Raw genomic sequence first — 16,646 nt, 5'->3', positions numbered from 1 at the left:
AAGTGATAGCCGAAACCATCTTTTAATAGAGAACCATGCGGTTCTCAATATTATCCGGTATTAGCTCCGGTTTCCCGAAGTTATCCCAGTCTTACAGGCAGATTGCCCACGTGTTACTCACCCGTCCGCCGCTAATCTTTGGGAGCAAGCTCCCTCAGATTCGCTCGACTTGCATGTATTAGGCACGCCGCCAGCGTTCATCCTGAGCCAGGATCAAACTCTCCAAAAAGAGTATTGATTGCTCAATAGTTTGTTACTTAATTTAAAACGTTGACGTTTGTTTATTGTGTTCAGTTTTCAAAGAACTTTACCGCCATCTCGTTGAGGCGACTTTAATAATATATCATATTAACTATTTGGAAGTCAATATGTTTTTTCAAAAAGCTTAACTTGCTAAATGGTCTTAACGACCGAAATATAATTTAACATATTTAAAAACCATTGTCAAATAAAAAAAGCAAATGGCTAACCCATCTGCTCTGTGCATTTTATAATATGAATCTTTCAATAACAATCAATGCTACCAACCCTGGTATGCCTAGCAATCCTGAAACTGTAGAGGTGGCTAAATTAATTGGTACATGTAAACCAAGTGTTGAACCAAAAGCATTTAAAAAGAATAATAATAGCGCACCAATCATTATTTTTACAATTCCTTGTCCAATTAAACGTATAGGCTTAATCGGCGCACCCACTAGTAACAAAAGTAAAACGAGACCGCCTAGTATCGAAATTACTATTATAGGCTCCATTTTTTAACACTCCTTCAGATAACTTGTACTATTAATGTATGAAAGAGAATTAAAAACAGAACAGTTTTATGGAACTAGAAAAAGGAAAGTCTTATGACTTTCCCAGAAATAACTTTCGTTGTTTTGCTTCCCTTAGTAAAAAGAAGTATTTTGATTCTGCAATTCTCAAATCGTTTAACACATCTTCTGCAGGATCGATGCTTTTTTCAATTAAACGCTTTTGTCTCATCCACTCGTCCTTTAAACTTTCCACCTGATGCAAAAGGATTTCATCAAATTCTTTACGGAGTTTTCCTTTTTTTCGAAAGAACAAACGGTGATCCCCCTTCGATTACAATTCTCGCCTACCTTGCATAGCTTTTGAAAGAGTTACTTCATCGGCGTACTCTAAATCTCCTCCTACTGGAAGTCCGTGGGCAATTCTCGTCATCCTTATTCCCGTTGGTTTAAGAAGACGTGAAATATACATAGCTGTTGCTTCGCCTTCTATATTAGGATTCGTAGCTAAGATGATTTCCTGTACAGTATCATCTTGAAGTCTTTTTAATAACTCAGGTATTTTGATGTCCTCAGGACCAATTCCATCCATTGGAGATATCGCCCCATGAAGTACGTGATATTGACCATTGTATTCTTTCATCTTTTCCATTGCAATTACATCTTTCGGGTCTTGAATGACACAAATTATAGTCTTGTCTCGACGTTCGTCTTCACATATATAGCAAGGGTCTTGATCTGTTATATGACCACAAGTAGAGCAGTATGTGAGATTACGCTTTGCGTTAACTAGCGCTTTTGCGAAATCTAAGACAACGTCTTCCTTCATATTTAATACAAAAAAAGCCAGGCGAACGGCTGTTTTAGGGCCAATCCCTGGCAATTTCATAAAGCTATCAATTAGCTTTGATATTGGTTCAGGATAATGCATATAGTCTATATTTCCTCCCAAAAACCATTTTATTTAAACTTTTACTACTTTCTAACGAAATTAGAAAGGTAAATTCATCCCTTTAGTAAACTGTCCCATTGTATCATTTGTTAAATCTTCCATTTTCTTTAAAGCATCATTTGTTGCCGCTAATACAAGATCTTGTAACATTTCAATATCTTCTGGATCAACAACATCTTCTTTAATTTTCACATCAATGATTTCCTTCTGTCCATTTACTATGACAGTTACCATCCCACCACCAGCTGTTCCCTCAACTGTTTTATCTGATAACTCTTCTTGCGCCTTTGCCATATCCTTTTGCATCTTTTGCATTTGTTTCATCATTTTTTGCATATTTCCCATTCCGCCGCCACGCATCATAATAAATGACCTCCATTTAATAATTATTCTTTTATTTCAATGAGCTCATTACCTACAATTTTCATCGCTTCTGCTATTAGAGGATCTTCCTCTTCCTCATTTTTAACAGAATCGTTATCAGTATGTCTTTGCTCACGTAAAAACTCTTCTCTTATTTTTCCCCATTCATCTTCAGGGACACCTATCATTTCAAACCTTTTACCTGTAATATCATATAAAATATTTTCAAGATTGTCACGGACGTTATTATTGTTTTCTGCCACCATCTTGCAGTGGATTTCATACTTGAATTTAAGGACAAAAGATTGCTCACCCGCTGCAACTGGTTCACTATCTGTTAAAAGGGCTGCATGTGAGACTTTATTTTGTTTACGTAATTGTTCAAGCATATCTCCCCAACGAGATTTTATTTCATCTAAATTAGGACGAGTTGCATTCTTTAATATTTCTTTAATTCTTCCAACAGGCGTTTTATAACCGTTCCGAACAACCTTTTGCGGTCTTTTGTCCGCTGTTGCTGTCGCTCCATCTTGCTGAGAAGCCGGCACACCTTTAAGCTTTAAATCTTTCAACTCATTTTCGAGTTGAGTAATACGATTAATTAATGGTTGAACCTCTGAATGTTCATGACTAATTGCACTAGATTTACTTGACTGACATAACTTCACAAGTGCCATTTCTAAAAAGATCCGCGGATGATTGGTCCACTTCATTTCCTGTTGAGATTTATTCAGTATTTCAATTACTTCATAGATGCTATCACGATTCATATCTCTAGCTAATGATTCAAATTCTTCATCAATTGCTTGACGCTGTAACACTTCTTCAAGTTGAGGTGCTGTTTGGTAGAGTAACATGTCTCGATAATAAAAGATTAAATCCTCTAAGAATCGGACTGGATCCTTCCCGTTCTCCATCATTCCATCAAGTGCTTTTAGAGCAGTATGAATATCTTGTTGATTAATAGCACTAACGATATCAGTTAAAAAAAGATGTGAAACAGAGCCTGTAATCGTCAGAACATCCTCTAAACTGACTTCACCTTCACTAAATGAGATAACCTGATCTAATAAACTAAGTGCATCACGCATCCCGCCATCAGCAGCTCTTGCAACAACCTGGAGTGCTTCATCAGATACTTGGACCTGTTGTTCTTCAATAATTGTCTTCATTCGACCCACGATTGATTGAGCAGTGATTCTTCTAAAATCAAATCGTTGACATCTCGAAATAATTGTTAAAGGAATCTTATGTGGCTCTGTTGTAGCTAATAAAAAGATAACATGTCTTGGTGGTTCCTCCAATGTTTTCAATAAAGCATTAAAGGCACCAATTGAAAGCATGTGAACCTCATCCACGATATAAACCTTATATTTCACAGCACTTGGCGCATATTTTACTTTATCACGAATATCGCGAATTTCATCTACACCATTGTTAGACGCAGCATCTATTTCCAAAACGTCTGAGATTGAACCATCAGTTATACCAATACAAGACTGACATTCGTTACATGGCTCAGCTACCGGTGCACGCTCACAGTTCACTGCTTTTGCAAGGATTTTTGCTGCACTCGTCTTCCCAGTCCCTCTTGGACCTGAAAACAAATATGCATGAGAAAACTTTTCCTGGAGTAGGGCATTCTGCAGTGTTTGAGTGATGTGCTCCTGTCCAACAACGTCTTGAAAAGATTGTGGTCGGAAAACACGATATAATGCTTGATATGCCATGTAATTGTCCTCCCTACTTGTACCTATCTTACTTATTATACAGTATGTATATAAACATTTTCAAAAGTGATGGTTCTATTTTAAAGAAAAATGAAAAAACCCATTCAAAAGAATGGGTTTTGATCATTAAAGTCAAATGCCGTGCACCTTCTATCGAATAGCTACCATAAACGTTACCCAAGCAGTTAGCTCGGTCCAGGCAACCCTACGGCACATGAGATAGTCCACTTACTGCTGCTTCCTTCCGGACCTGACAGGGTTCATAGGTTCCCATTGCGTAGGACCCGGACGTCAACACCACTTACTTGGGGCAGACCCTACAGTAGACTACCCTCAAAGAAGGAATTCGGCCTCGCTAGAGCGGATTGCGAGTACAGGGCACCGCTACCTCCCCGCTTAGCACGGCAAGTACAAGTATAACTTGTTTTATAATTAATTGCAACGGCAATCAAATGGTTATTATTTGGTAATAAATATTCACCAAATTAATTCTGTCTTTTCTTACGTTCTCGTAACTGTTTAAAGAACTGGCTTAACAGGTCGCCACACTCTTTCTCAAGAACTCCAGAAACAACTTCTGATTGGTGGTTAAATCTCTGTTCTTGTAATAGATTCATCAAGGTTCCTGCACACCCACCTTTTGGATCTGTCGCACCATAAACGACTCTTTTAATCCTTGATAACATAATTGCCCCCGCACACATTGGACAAGGTTCAAGTGTGACATACAAAGTCGCATCCTCCAATCTCCAGGAGCCTATTTTTTTACATGCTAAATCAATCGCTAATACCTCTGCATGTGCGATTGAACGCTGCTCTATTTCTCTTAAATTATAGGAAGAAGAAACAATTTTCTCGTTTATTACTATTACAGCTCCAATTGGGACCTCCCCAATCTCTTTTGCGAACTGTGCTTGCTCAATCGCTTTTCTCATGAAAAATTCATCTTGATTCATTTGCTATTGCTCCTATCGTCCTTAACTCATAATTCCATTAATTCCATTAATATACCATATCCCATCAACTAACGATAAACCGGATAAACAATGTCCCATTTCCATACACTAATAAACAGATTTTTTAGAGGAAGAGGAGAAGCTCATGACGGATTCTGGTGAAAAAGTTGCGTTACTTATAATTGATATGATTAACGATTTCAAATTTGAACATGGTTCCTTACTAGCCCAAAAGTCGGAAGAGATTGTTACACCTATCCTCCAATTAAAAGAGACGTTGAGCGAACAAGGCTCTCCGGTAATATATATAAATGATCATTATAATGTCAGACAAGCTGATTATAATAAAATTCTCCAACACTGTACAAACAGTATGAGTCAGTCAATCATCGGGAAAATAGCCCCCCATGAGGATGACTATTTTATTGTTAAACCAAAACATTCTGCCTTTTATGGTACATCACTAGATGATCTCTTACATCAGTTAAATATCGATTCATTAATTATTACAGGAATTGCAGGCAATATTTGTGTGCTATTCACTGCAAACGATGCGTATATGAGAGAGTATAACTTAATTATTCCAAATGATTGCATTACTTCTGTGGATCAAGATGATCAGCAGTTTGCATTAAGGTTGATGGAGAATGTCTTAAAAGCAGATATACGAAATTCCTCTGACATTTTAAAAAAATAACATTAAGTTCTATCCTCATTCATAAAATGGTAAAGTGAATCTTTGGCAGAAATGAAAGTGAGGATGAAACATCATGCAAATTCATGTTATCCAACCTGGGCAATCATTAACTGGAATCTCGAGGGCTTATAACACAAGTGTTAATGACATTATTGAAGCAAATGATCTTCCTAATCCTAATCAACTTGTAGTTGGGCAGGCGCTTGTTATTCCAATTATCGGGCGTTTTCATTGGGTCCAACCTGGAGACAGTCTATGGTCAATTGGAAGGAGATTCGGAGTTAATCCTACTGAATTAGCTACAACTAACGGATTACAGATTAACCAACCTCTTAATGTCGGATTAAGACTTTATATCCCAGAGAGACCAAAACCTGAAAAGGAAATTAACGCATATGTAGAACCACTAGGAACAACTGTTACTCCTGCCATTGAAAGAAGTGCACGTGAAGCAGCACCATACTTAACCTACTTAGCTCCTTTTAGTTTTCAAATACAGAGAGATGGATCATTAAAAGAACCTCTTCTTAATAACTTTCCTGAAATCGCACGTGCTGAGGATGTTACATTAATGATGGTTGTAACAAACCTAGAAGAAGGACAATTCAGCGACGAACTTGGTAAAATTGTACTCACAGTTCAAGCAGTACAAAATAAATTATTGGACACGATTGTTGAAACAGCTAGAAAATACGGATTTAGAGATATTCACTTTGACATGGAATATTTACGTCCAGAAGATAAGGAAGCTTATAATACATTTTTACGGAAAGCTAAACAAAGATTTGCCAATGAAGGCTGGCTAATGTCAACTGCATTGGCTCCAAAAACGAGTGCAGAACAAAAAGGCCGTTGGTATGAAGCTCATGATTACAAGGCACATGGAGAAATTGCCGACTTTGTCGTAATTATGACATATGAATGGGGCTATAGTGGAGGCCCAGCTATGGCAGTATCACCTATAGGACCCGTTCGTGAAGTCTTAGAATATGCCATTAGTGAAATGCCTTCCACAAAGATTATGATGGGACAAAATTTATATGGTTATGATTGGACATTACCATATGTCGCTGGGGGAGAGTATGCAAAAGCAGTGAGTCCCCAACGTGCCATTGAAATAGCCGGAGAAAACAATGTACCCATCCAATACGACTATTCAGTACAGGCGCCTCATTTTGACTACCGTGATGCTGAAGGCAAAGATCACAAAGTATGGTTTGAAGATGCTAGAAGTATTCAGGCTAAGTTTGATCTTATTAAAGAGCTCAATTTACGAGGCATTAGCTATTGGAAGCTTGGTCTCCCGTTCCCACAAAATTGGCTCTTAATTACAGAGAATTTCACTGTAGCTAAACAATAACAAGTTGGACTCTTTAAGAGTCTTTTTTTATTGGCTCTTATCGCGGACTTTGTTGCTATTTGACAGGTTAAGTTGATTTGCACTCCAGGTATGTGCTTTCCGCGGGGCAGGTGATGAGCCTCCTCGTCGTTACACTCCTGCGGGGTCTCATCCTTCCTGCGCATCCCGCAGGAGTCACATACCTTCCGTTCCAATCAACGGGCCATATTTGAAAATTTTGATATATTTCTTCCACCTTTTCCCCTTAGTTTCTCCCTATTTTTCGACTTTATTTTCTCCATTATTCGACCTTTCTGTGCTAAAATGATATTTATCTGTCTTTATGAAGAGGTGTGTGAAAAGGGGGAGCATAATATGAGTATTACACCTTTTATTACAGTTGAAGGTCCAATAGGCGTTGGAAAAACTTCACTAGCACGTGCAATTTCTGAACATTTTCAATATGAATTATTAAAAGAAATTGTCGATGAAAATCCGTTTCTCGGGAAATTTTATCAAAATATCGAGGAATATAGCTTTCAAACGGAAATGTTCTTCCTTTGTAATCGTTATAAGCAACTAGAGGATATTAATGAAAAGTTTCTTCAAGAAAGACTACCTGTTGTTGCTGATTACCATATTTTAAAGAACTTGATCTTTGCAGAAAGAACATTGAAGTCCTCACAATATCAAAAATATCTTCAAATTTACGGAATCTTAACAGCTGATATGCCAGTGCCAAATATAATTATTTACCTTCATGCTAGTCTTGATACATTATTACAAAGAATAGAATTACGTGGACGAGATATTGAAAAGTCGATTGACCCTAATTATTTATTACAACTTTCGACTGACTATGATGCAGCGATGCAAAAATTTGAACAAGAACATCCATCAATTCCTGTTATACGTTTTAATGGAGATCAACTTGACTTTGTTCAAAATAATGAAGATTTGCAATTAATCTTAAACAAAATAGATGAAAAAATGTTTATAAAAGGAGTTTAAAAGATGAATTTGCGTCAGAAATATGACATTCCAAGTAATGCAGTCATTACCATTGCTGGAACAGTTGGTGTCGGGAAGTCTACTATGACAAAAGCATTGGCAAATGGACTAGGCTTTAGAACCTCATTTGAAAAAGTAGACACTAATCCTTACTTGGATCTTTTTTATAAAGATTTTGAACGTTGGAGCTTTCATTTACAAATTTACTTCCTTGCTGAAAGATTCAAGGAACAAAAGAAGATTTTTGAATATGGTGGAGGATTTGTTCAAGATCGTTCGATTTATGAGGATACAGGGATATTTGCAAAGATGCATTTTGATAAAGGCACTATGACACCTGTAGACTATGAAACATATACAAACTTATTTGATGCAATGGTAATGACACCATACTTCCCTCATCCGAATTTATTAATTTATCTTGAAGGAAGCATTGATGACATATTGCAACGAATTAAAGAGCGTGGACGTCCGATGGAACAACAAACACCTGTTGAATATTGGCAAGAAATGCATGGAAGATATGAAAAATGGATTAATAATTTTACAGCATGCCCTGTTCTACGGTTAAACATTAATGATTATGATATTGTTGAAAATGAACAATCGATTGAACCAATTATTGAAAAAGTATCTCAGTTTATTCGACAAACGCAATTATTAAAAAGTTAATAACTCACTTAAGGGACAATCAGTTGATTGTCCCTTCTTTATTAGACTGACTAAGGATCTCTAGCTTTTTAAGTAAACAAAAAAACTGCCACATGACTGTAGCAGTTTTGTATCTCCAATATTTTATGCGCTTTATTAGAAATTTAATGGAGGAGGAAGAGGGATTCGAACCCCCGCGGGTTTTGACACCCCTGTCGGTTTTCAAGACCGATCCCTTCAGCCAAACTTGGGTATTCCTCCGTCGGACAAGTATTACTATAACATCAATAAAACATAATGTCAACACTTCTATAAAAAACTTTTTATTTTTTTCACTTTTAAAGGATAATGGTAGCCAATCTCGTTTTGCTAGCCATTATCCTCTTGAATTACTTACCTATTACCTCTTTATTCCCCATATAAGGACGAAGGACTTCTGGAATCACAACTGTTCCATCTTCTTGCTGATAATTCTCTAAAATCGCAGCAACTGTACGACCAAGTGCTAAGCCTGACCCATTTAATGTATGAACATGCTCTGGTTTTGCTTTAGGGTCTCTGCGGAAACGAATATTTGCTCTTCTAGCTTGGAATGCCTCAAAATTACTACATGAAGATATTTCACGATATGTTCCATAACTTGGGATCCAAACTTCAATATCATACTTCTTAGCTGCAGTGAATCCTAAGTCAGAGCTACACATACTAAGTACACGGTATGGTAAGTTTAGTAATTGGAGCACCTTTTCTGCATTTCCAGTCAACTTTTCAAGCTCTTCATAAGAATCTTCTGGCTTAACAAATTTAACTAACTCTACTTTATTAAACTGATGCTGACGAATAAGTCCACGTGTATCACGGCCCGCAGAACCCGCTTCTGAACGGAAACAAGCACTAAAAGCAGCATAATTGATCGGTAGTTCATCACTTAACATGATTTCATCCCGATGTAGATTTGTAACAGGTACCTCTGCTGTAGGGATCAAAAAGTAATCCTCACTTTCAATTCTAAATGCATCTTCTTCAAATTTTGGTAACTGTCCTGTTCCTGTCATACTAGCCCGATTAACCATGTATGGTGGTAAAACCTCTTCATACCCATGCTCATCAACATGAAGATCTAACATAAAGTTTAATAAAGCTCTTTCTAATCTTGCACCTAGCCCTTTATAAAATACAAAGCGGCTTCCTGTTACCTTACTTGCACGTTCAAAATCAAGGATTTTTAGGTCAGTTGCAATATCCCAGTGAGCTTTAGGTTCAAATGAGAAGTCTTTCAATTCTCCCCATTTTCTCACCTCTACATTATCATCCTCGGATTCACCAATTGGAACGCTTATATGAGGGATATTTGGAATAGATAACATCAATGTTTCAAGTGTCTCCTCAACTTCTTTAAGCTCAGTATCAAGAACTTTAATCTTATCTCCTACTTCTCTCATTTCTGTGATTAACTGATCTGCATCCTTTTTCTCGCGCTTTAAAACAGCAATTTCAGCAGATACTTCATTACGTCTACTTTTTAATATTTCTGTTTCTGCAATAAGTTCTCTTCTTCGAACATCAAGTTCTTCAAACCGACCTAGGTCACTAAGGTCTTCTCCACGATATTGTAATCTCTCTTTTACTTCATTGAAATTTGCTCTTAAAAATTTCACATCTAACATTAGTAAAAACCTCCTCTTTTTTTACAAATAAAAAACCCCCATCCCTAAAAGGGACGAGAGTTACCCGCGTTGCCACCCTAGTTGAAGATCAGATATCTAATCTTCCCCTTAAAGAATAACGGTCTTCTAACCGAAAAAACTTACTTAACAAGTAGTTGTTCTGTTTTTTACTCAAGGATGGATTCACATATTTCTTCCATCGATTCTCACCAACCATCGACTCTCTAAAGAAAGAATATATGTTACTATTTCCTATCATCGCGTTCTATTATTTATAAAATATAATTTTTAGTAATTCATAATTTACTATAAGTCTCTCCAAGTTGCAATAGGATTATGCGAGATTTTTCGTTTTTGCTTCTTCAACCATTTTTACAAAATAAGCTGTAATGCGGTGATCATCTGTTAATTCTGGATGAAATGAACAACCAAGATATTGTCCTTCACGTGCTGCAACAATACGCTCATTATGCTTGGCTAAAATCTCTACATTTTCTCCCGCTTCAACAATATGTGGAGCTCTAATGAATACACCTACAAAATCGTCAGCAACATTTGGAATCATCAATTCCGCTTCAAAGCTATCTACTTGTCGTCCAAATGAGTTTCGTTCTACAGTAATATTCATTAATCCCAAATGTGGTTGAGTATATCCAACAATATTTTTAGCAAGAAGAATTAATCCAGCACATGTTCCAAACATTGGCTTTCCCGCTTCCGCGAATTGTCTCAATGGCTCCATGAAATCATATTTATCAATAAGTTTTCTCATGGTTGTACTCTCACCACCAGGAATAATCAGACCATCCAAATCTTCTAATTGTTCCACTTTTTTTACAACCACAGCTTCAGCTTCACAAGCCTCGATTGACCTTACATGCTCCCTAACTGCACCCTGGAGACCTAACACTCCAATTTTAACCATTGTGATAAGCCTCCTTGTTTTTAATCCAGCTACAAAAGCCACATCCTACGGTCTCTTCACAACTTCTGTCGAGTGACAAGCACTCTCCGACAGTTGCTCCAGATCCCTATGGATGTAAGCGGGCTTTTTCCGCTTTATATTGAATCTAGCTACAAAAGCCACATCCTACGGTCTCTTCACAACTTCTGTCGAGTGACAAGCACTCTCCGACAGTTGCTCCAGATCCCTATAGATGTAAGCGGGCTTTTTCCGCCTTTTATATTACCAGCCGCGTTCTTGCATGCGTTGTTCTGGTAGTAGTGATGAGATTTCGATGCCTTGCATTGCAGCACCTAATCCTTTTGATAGTTCTGCAATTAATTTGTAGTCTTGGTAGTGTGTTGTTGCTTCAACGATTGCACGTGCGAATTTTGCTGGATTTTCTGATTTGAAGATACCTGATCCAACAAATACACCATCAGCACCTAATTGCATCATTAGTGCAGCATCCGCTGGAGTTGCTACTCCACCTGCAGCAAAGTTAACAACTGGTAATTTACCTTCGTTTTTAATTTGTAGTAATAACTCAAATGGTGCACCTAGATTTTTAGCCTCTGTCATTAATTCATCAACACTCATACTAACAATCTTACGGATTTGACCATTTACTTTTCTCATATGTCGAACTGCTTCAACAATGTTTCCTGTTCCTGGCTCACCTTTTGTACGTAACATTGCAGCACCTTCAGCAATACGACGAGTTGCTTCACCAAGATCACGACATCCACATACGAAAGGAACTGTATATTCACTCTTCAATAAGTGATACTCTTCATCAGCAGGAGTTAATACTTCACTTTCATCAATGTAATCTACTCCTAAAGCTTCTAATATGCGTGCTTCAACAATATGTCCAATGCGTGCTTTCGCCATTACTGGAATTGATACAGCATTCATTACTTCTTCTACAATTGTCGGATCTGCCATACGTGAAACTCCACCAGCCGCACGAATATCAGCTGGAACACGCTCTAACGCCATAACAGCAACTGCTCCTGCTTCCTCAGCAATCTTTGCTTGTTCTGCATTAATAACGTCCATAATGACGCCACCCTTTTGCATTTCAGCCATTCCACGTTTTACTCGCTCAGTACCTGTGTTTACCATCTTTTATTCCTCCTATATGTACTTGTAGTTATTTTGTATATTTTACTTAAAAAGACAAAATTCTACAATAGTTTGATTCTTCTAATAAAAAAAACACCTGTCCATTATTTTACCTTAGTTTGTGAAAAAATCCTATTAAAAATTTCTAATTGCTAAGGTTGCCATTTTAAACAATTAAAAAAGCTTCCTACTTATTGTAAGCAGGAAGCCCATTTTTAAAACAAACCTTTTATTCCATCAGCCGCACTTGACCAGATATTACCGAAAAAACCGCCAATACCTCTCATCATTAGTACAAACCAATTAGCTTTCTCAACCTTTTCAGCAGTTACAACATCTGACTGCATCGACTTTTGACCTTCAGAAGTAATATAGCCTAAATTTAAGCCGCCGCTATTTACTACTTCAAATGTACCCACTTTAGATCCTTTCTTAACTGGAGCAGTTAACTTTCCATCTTTCGTTACAGTATCTTTATCTACAGTGTATTTAGAAGTATATACGTCTTTTGCATTCTCTCCACGTTTTACTAGTACAGTAATAGGAGTTTTCGTATGGACCTCAACTTCTTTTTCCTTTCCTTTAATAACAGAAAGTGATTCTTCGTTTTTGATTTGATAGTTTTCAGGATATAATTCTTCAAATGAATAATTCCCCAGTGCATAATCTAGCATCTTTCTCGTTTCATCAAATCTTGCCTTATAGCTATTTGTTTTAAGAACCACCGTAATGTAACGAACACCTTCACGCTCAGCTGTACCTGTAAATCCAAATCCAGCATAATCAGTTGATCCTGTCTTGATACCATCTACATCAGGATGTTGATACACTAACCCTGGTAGCATCCAATTCCAGTTAGACATATCAATCTCATCATCTGTACCTTCTCTAAATTTCTTTTTTGGGATACTTGCTGTGTCCAAAATTTCAGGGAAATCTTTTAATAAATGATATGATAATCTAGCAGTTGCTCTAGCAGTCATTTCATTTTCATCTTCTGCACCAGTGCCTCCTGGATGCATACCTATTAAATCACGGTTATTTAAACCTGTGGAGTTAACAAACTTATAATCTTCTAAGCCTAGTTCTGCTCCCTTTTCATTCATCATTTTAACAAAGTTAGTTTCTGATCCAGCAATCACCTCAGCAAGTGCTATCGTTGCACCGTTAGCAGAATAAATAGCCATTGCTTCATATAGTTCCTGTACAGAATATGTCCCATCTGCTCGCAAAGGAACATTTGATAAACTACGATTTTGAGAGATTTTATATACATATTCACTTACATTATATTGTTGATCCCAAGTAACCTTCTTATCTGCGATTGCTTCTAATAACAGATACTCAGTCATCATTTTTGTCATACTTGCAATACCTAACATCTTATCAGCATTTTTTTCATATAAAATCTTTCCAGTCGAAGCTTCTATCAATATAGCACCTTCAGCTTCTATATTCAGAGAATCTGTTTCTGCATGAGCAAAGTTAGATACATTTATAAATAATGAAAAGAATAGGGTTGTTATTATACTTAAAATCAAACTTTTTTGTATTAATTTTTTCACTACCAAGACCTCCATCTAAGATTAAACACAAAGGTTATTTTAACATAGTTGCTTCAAAAAAAATAGACAGAGTCTCACTCTGCCTATTTCCTATTCCTAATAAAGATAATGGTACTTTCTGCTTATGATAAAGAATAATTTGGTGCTTCTTTTGTAATTTGTACATCATGTGGATGGCTTTCTCTTAGGCCTGCACCTGTCATTCGAATGAACTGTGCATGTTCTCTTAAATCAGTAATGGATGCCGTTCCACAATACCCCATACCAGAACGAATCCCACCAACTAATTGATATAACGTGTCAGATAGAGGTCCTTTATATGGTAGACGTCCTTCAATTCCTTCAGGAACAAACTTTTTATTATCTTCTTGGAAATAACGATCTTTACTACCCTTTTCCATTGCACCAACAGAACCCATACCTCTATATACCTTAAATCGTCTTCCTTGGAAAATTTCAGTTTCTCCTGGGCTTTCAGATACACCAGCAAGTAAGCTTCCCAGCATAACTGCATGTCCACCTGCAGCTAAAGCCTTCACGATATCTCCAGAATACTTGATCCCACCATCTGCGATTATTGAAACCCCATATTTTCTAGCTTCAGTCGCACAATCGTATACTGCTGTAATTTGTGGTACCCCTACTCCAGCTACAACACGTGTTGTACAAATAGAGCCCGGTCCAATACCAACCTTAACTACATTAGCTCCAGCCTCAATAAGATCCCTGGTTCCTTCAGCAGTTGCTACATTACCAGCAATAATATTTAAGTCAGGATATTGTTCACGAATCATTCGTACTGTATTTAATACACCGGCAGAATGACCATGAGCTGTATCTAGAACGATCACATCTACTTGAGATTTCACTAATTTTTCCACACGAATCATTGTATCAGCTGTCACTCCAACAGCAGCACCAACTAATAAACGACCAACACTGTCTTTTGCAGAGTTAGGGAACTCAATTACTTTCTCAATATCTTTAATTGTGATTAATCCTTTTAATACACCATCATTATCAACTAAAGGTAATTTTTCAATTTTATGTTTTTGAAGAATTTTTTCAGCTTGCTCTAGTGTGGTACCAACAGGGGCAGTAACTAAATTTTCTTTGGTCATTACGTCTGAGATTAAAATAGAAAAGTCTTGGATAAAACGGAGATCACGGTTAGTTAAAATACCGACCAATTTTTGTTCTTCTAAATTATTTACAATTGGAACACCTGAAATACGATACTTACTCATTAAATGTTCTGCATCAAATACCTGATGTTCTGGAGTAAGTGAAAAAGGATCAGTGATAACACCACTTTCAGAGCGTTTCACTTTATCAACCTGTTCAGCTTGTTGCTCAATTGTCATATTCTTATGGATAATTCCAACTCCACCTTGACGTGCCATTGATATAGCCATTTCAGCTTCTGTTACTGTATCCATCCCTGCACTGATAATTGGAATGTTCAGTTTCAATGTTTTTGTTAATTCTACCCCTAAGCTTACATCCTTTGGCAATATTTCAGACTTAGCTGGTACTAATAAAACATCATCAAAAGTTAGACCTTCTTTAGCAAATTTAGTTTCCCACACGTAAAAATCCCCCTTTTTCTTCTCAAAATATTATTAGTAGATTAACAACTGGTTAAACTACTGTCAAGGACAGAATAATATGTTAGATAATTCAAAAAACTGTCTAATGTAACTGGAGGTATGAGTTTGTTAGACCAAAAGAAAATTTGGCAATCATTTAATGCACTACATTCATCTGATACAACACAACAATTTCTACTTCGATGCTATCAAGATTTAAACGTTGATGATGCTGATAAGAAGGCCTTTGGGAATTGCTATCCTTTTATTTATTATCTTGAACATGGCCAAAACTACTATCAACTAGCAAATCAAGCAACATTATCGATTAAACCAGTATTACTTTTTTACGGGATGGTCCAGTTATTAAAAGCATGCTTACTAACGGTTGATCCACAGTATCCAGAATCAACCTCTGTATTAGCTCATGGAGTTTCTACACGTAAAAGAAAGAAGCAAAGTTATGAATTTTTCCAAGACGAAGTTAAAATACAAAAAAATGGCTTATTTACACACTTTTCCGAACGGATGTTTAATGTAAAGTATTTAGAAGGTGAAAAATATACAATGGAAACCTTACTAAAAAAACTGCCAGAAATGAATAACTTATTTTCTTTGCATTATCATTCTGAAGTCAGTACAAAAATTGCAGATCATAACCATAATTTTATGTTTCCTTTAGAAATGACTGATAAATTCCATATGACTGCCAGACGTTTTGAGGATTTTATTATTGATTCAATTCCAGCTAAATTAATACCTGATAATAGCTCTAAAGAAACAAAAAATATTATCCTACAACAGCCTAATGGTGGAACAGCTATCTCACCATTATCTTGTTCACCTATTCTATTTCATCTTTATGAAAATAGCTATTACTTTCCGAATGAGAGAGAGCAGGTCACTCATTTCCCAGAAGTAATGGTTCATTATTTATTACTTTATAATCTTAGTATGATTTCTAGGTACGAAACCGAATGGTGGAGTGAGTTACTTCATTCATACTCTAGTAATGATTATCCCTTCATTCAACAATTCCTTTCTCTCACAAGTGATAAGGTACCTTTTTTGATTTATTTATTCTTAGAAGAAAAAATTGGGATGAAGTTTTAAATAGTTAATTGGTATTTAATAATAAAATGAGCCCAGTTCGACGTTGAACTGGGCTCAATGTTGCATCGCTGATATCTAATCTTTTATCATCAGTCCATAAGAAAAGTATAGGTTAGTAACTAGTTGCCCTAGTGAAGGACTTTATTTGTGTTTTCAGAATAAAAATGTCTTTCATAATGCTGATGAAAGACTT

At 36.6% G+C, this 16,646-nt stretch carries 16 protein-coding genes, 1 tRNA gene, 1 rRNA gene, 1 other RNA gene and 1 other annotated feature; of the genes, 5 read left to right on the top strand and 14 right to left on the bottom strand.

The window, feature by feature from the left end; translation table 11 throughout:
* The 8 genes from BLQ56_RS22810 to tadA form a co-directional block, all read right to left on the bottom strand.
* Window positions 1-229, bottom strand: a 16S ribosomal RNA gene (locus BLQ56_RS22810); the annotation flags it as partial.
* A gap of 259 nt (window positions 230-488) precedes the next feature.
* Window positions 489-752 (bottom strand): pro-sigmaK processing inhibitor BofA family protein, encoded by a 264-nt coding sequence (locus BLQ56_RS22805; RefSeq protein WP_090859909.1) that lies wholly within the window; start codon window positions 750-752, stop codon window positions 489-491.
* Window positions 753-843: 91 nt separating this feature from the next.
* A complete protein-coding gene (locus BLQ56_RS22800; protein WP_090859907.1) occupies window positions 844-1,065 on the bottom strand; it encodes a YaaL family protein in 222 nt (73 codons plus the stop codon).
* Window positions 1,066-1,083: 18 nt separating this feature from the next.
* A complete protein-coding gene (recR, locus tag BLQ56_RS22795) occupies window positions 1,084-1,680 on the bottom strand; it encodes a recombination mediator RecR (RefSeq protein WP_090859906.1) in 597 nt (198 codons plus the stop codon).
* Window positions 1,681-1,740: 60 nt separating this feature from the next.
* Window positions 1,741-2,061, bottom strand: a complete 321-nt coding sequence (locus tag BLQ56_RS22790; RefSeq protein ID WP_090859911.1) for a YbaB/EbfC family nucleoid-associated protein — start codon at window positions 2,059-2,061, stop codon at window positions 1,741-1,743.
* Window positions 2,062-2,087: 26 nt separating this feature from the next.
* On the bottom strand, window positions 2,088-3,794 hold the full coding sequence (gene dnaX, locus BLQ56_RS22785) for a DNA polymerase III subunit gamma/tau (RefSeq protein WP_090859904.1): 1,707 nt from the start codon (window positions 3,792-3,794) through the stop codon (window positions 2,088-2,090).
* Between the two features lie 139 nt (window positions 3,795-3,933).
* Window positions 3,934-4,199, bottom strand: an RNA gene (ffs, locus tag BLQ56_RS22780) — signal recognition particle sRNA large type.
* Between the two features lie 80 nt (window positions 4,200-4,279).
* Complete coding sequence (tadA, locus tag BLQ56_RS22775; protein WP_090859900.1) at window positions 4,280-4,750, bottom strand: tRNA adenosine(34) deaminase TadA; 471 nt, start codon at window positions 4,748-4,750, stop codon at window positions 4,280-4,282.
* A 145-nt stretch (window positions 4,751-4,895) separates the two neighbouring features.
* On the opposite strand from tadA, the gene BLQ56_RS22770 reads away from it, so the two are divergent.
* The 4 genes from BLQ56_RS22770 (at window position 4,896) to BLQ56_RS22755 (ending at window position 8,469) form a co-directional block, all read left to right on the top strand.
* Window positions 4,896-5,447 (top strand): cysteine hydrolase family protein, encoded by a 552-nt coding sequence (locus tag BLQ56_RS22770; protein WP_090859898.1) that lies wholly within the window; start codon window positions 4,896-4,898, stop codon window positions 5,445-5,447.
* A gap of 73 nt (window positions 5,448-5,520) precedes the next feature.
* Entirely contained in the window at window positions 5,521-6,807 is a 1,287-nt protein-coding gene (locus BLQ56_RS22765; protein ID WP_090859896.1) for a LysM peptidoglycan-binding domain-containing protein, read from the top strand.
* A 354-nt stretch (window positions 6,808-7,161) separates the two neighbouring features.
* On the top strand, window positions 7,162-7,797 hold the full coding sequence (locus tag BLQ56_RS22760; RefSeq protein WP_090859894.1) for a deoxynucleoside kinase: 636 nt from the start codon (window positions 7,162-7,164) through the stop codon (window positions 7,795-7,797).
* A gap of 3 nt (window positions 7,798-7,800) precedes the next feature.
* Complete coding sequence (locus BLQ56_RS22755; protein ID WP_090859893.1) at window positions 7,801-8,469, top strand: deoxynucleoside kinase; 669 nt, start codon at window positions 7,801-7,803, stop codon at window positions 8,467-8,469.
* Between the two features lie 147 nt (window positions 8,470-8,616).
* On the opposite strand, the gene BLQ56_RS22750 is transcribed toward BLQ56_RS22755, so the two are convergent.
* The 6 genes from BLQ56_RS22750 to guaB form a co-directional block, all read right to left on the bottom strand.
* Window positions 8,617-8,709 (bottom strand) — tRNA-Ser (locus BLQ56_RS22750).
* 128 nt (window positions 8,710-8,837) lie between these two features.
* Entirely contained in the window at window positions 8,838-10,115 is a 1,278-nt protein-coding gene (gene serS / locus BLQ56_RS22745) for a serine--tRNA ligase (RefSeq protein ID WP_090859891.1), read from the bottom strand.
* Window positions 10,116-10,161: 46 nt separating this feature from the next.
* Window positions 10,162-10,383, bottom strand: a binding site (T-box leader).
* A 66-nt stretch (window positions 10,384-10,449) separates the two neighbouring features.
* Window positions 10,450-11,040, bottom strand: a complete 591-nt coding sequence (gene pdxT / locus BLQ56_RS22740) for a pyridoxal 5'-phosphate synthase glutaminase subunit PdxT (protein WP_090859889.1) — start codon at window positions 11,038-11,040, stop codon at window positions 10,450-10,452.
* Between the two features lie 261 nt (window positions 11,041-11,301).
* Window positions 11,302-12,186 (bottom strand): pyridoxal 5'-phosphate synthase lyase subunit PdxS, encoded by an 885-nt coding sequence (pdxS, locus tag BLQ56_RS22735; protein WP_090859887.1) that lies wholly within the window; start codon window positions 12,184-12,186, stop codon window positions 11,302-11,304.
* 215 nt (window positions 12,187-12,401) lie between these two features.
* Complete coding sequence (locus tag BLQ56_RS22730; protein ID WP_090859885.1) at window positions 12,402-13,766, bottom strand: serine hydrolase; 1,365 nt, start codon at window positions 13,764-13,766, stop codon at window positions 12,402-12,404.
* 107 nt (window positions 13,767-13,873) lie between these two features.
* Window positions 13,874-15,340 (bottom strand): IMP dehydrogenase, encoded by a 1,467-nt coding sequence (gene guaB / locus BLQ56_RS22725; RefSeq protein ID WP_090859883.1) that lies wholly within the window; start codon window positions 15,338-15,340, stop codon window positions 13,874-13,876.
* Between the two features lie 126 nt (window positions 15,341-15,466).
* On the opposite strand from guaB, the gene BLQ56_RS22720 reads away from it, so the two are divergent.
* Complete coding sequence (locus BLQ56_RS22720; RefSeq protein ID WP_238457358.1) at window positions 15,467-16,453, top strand: YaaC family protein; 987 nt, start codon at window positions 15,467-15,469, stop codon at window positions 16,451-16,453.
* Window positions 16,454-16,646 lie beyond the last annotated feature (193 nt).

The sequence above is a fragment of the Litchfieldia salsa genome (assembly GCF_900104555.1).
GTDB lineage: Bacteria > Bacillota > Bacilli > Bacillales > Bacillaceae_L > Litchfieldia > Litchfieldia salsa.
This window is presented reverse-complemented; position numbering and strand designations above follow the sequence as displayed.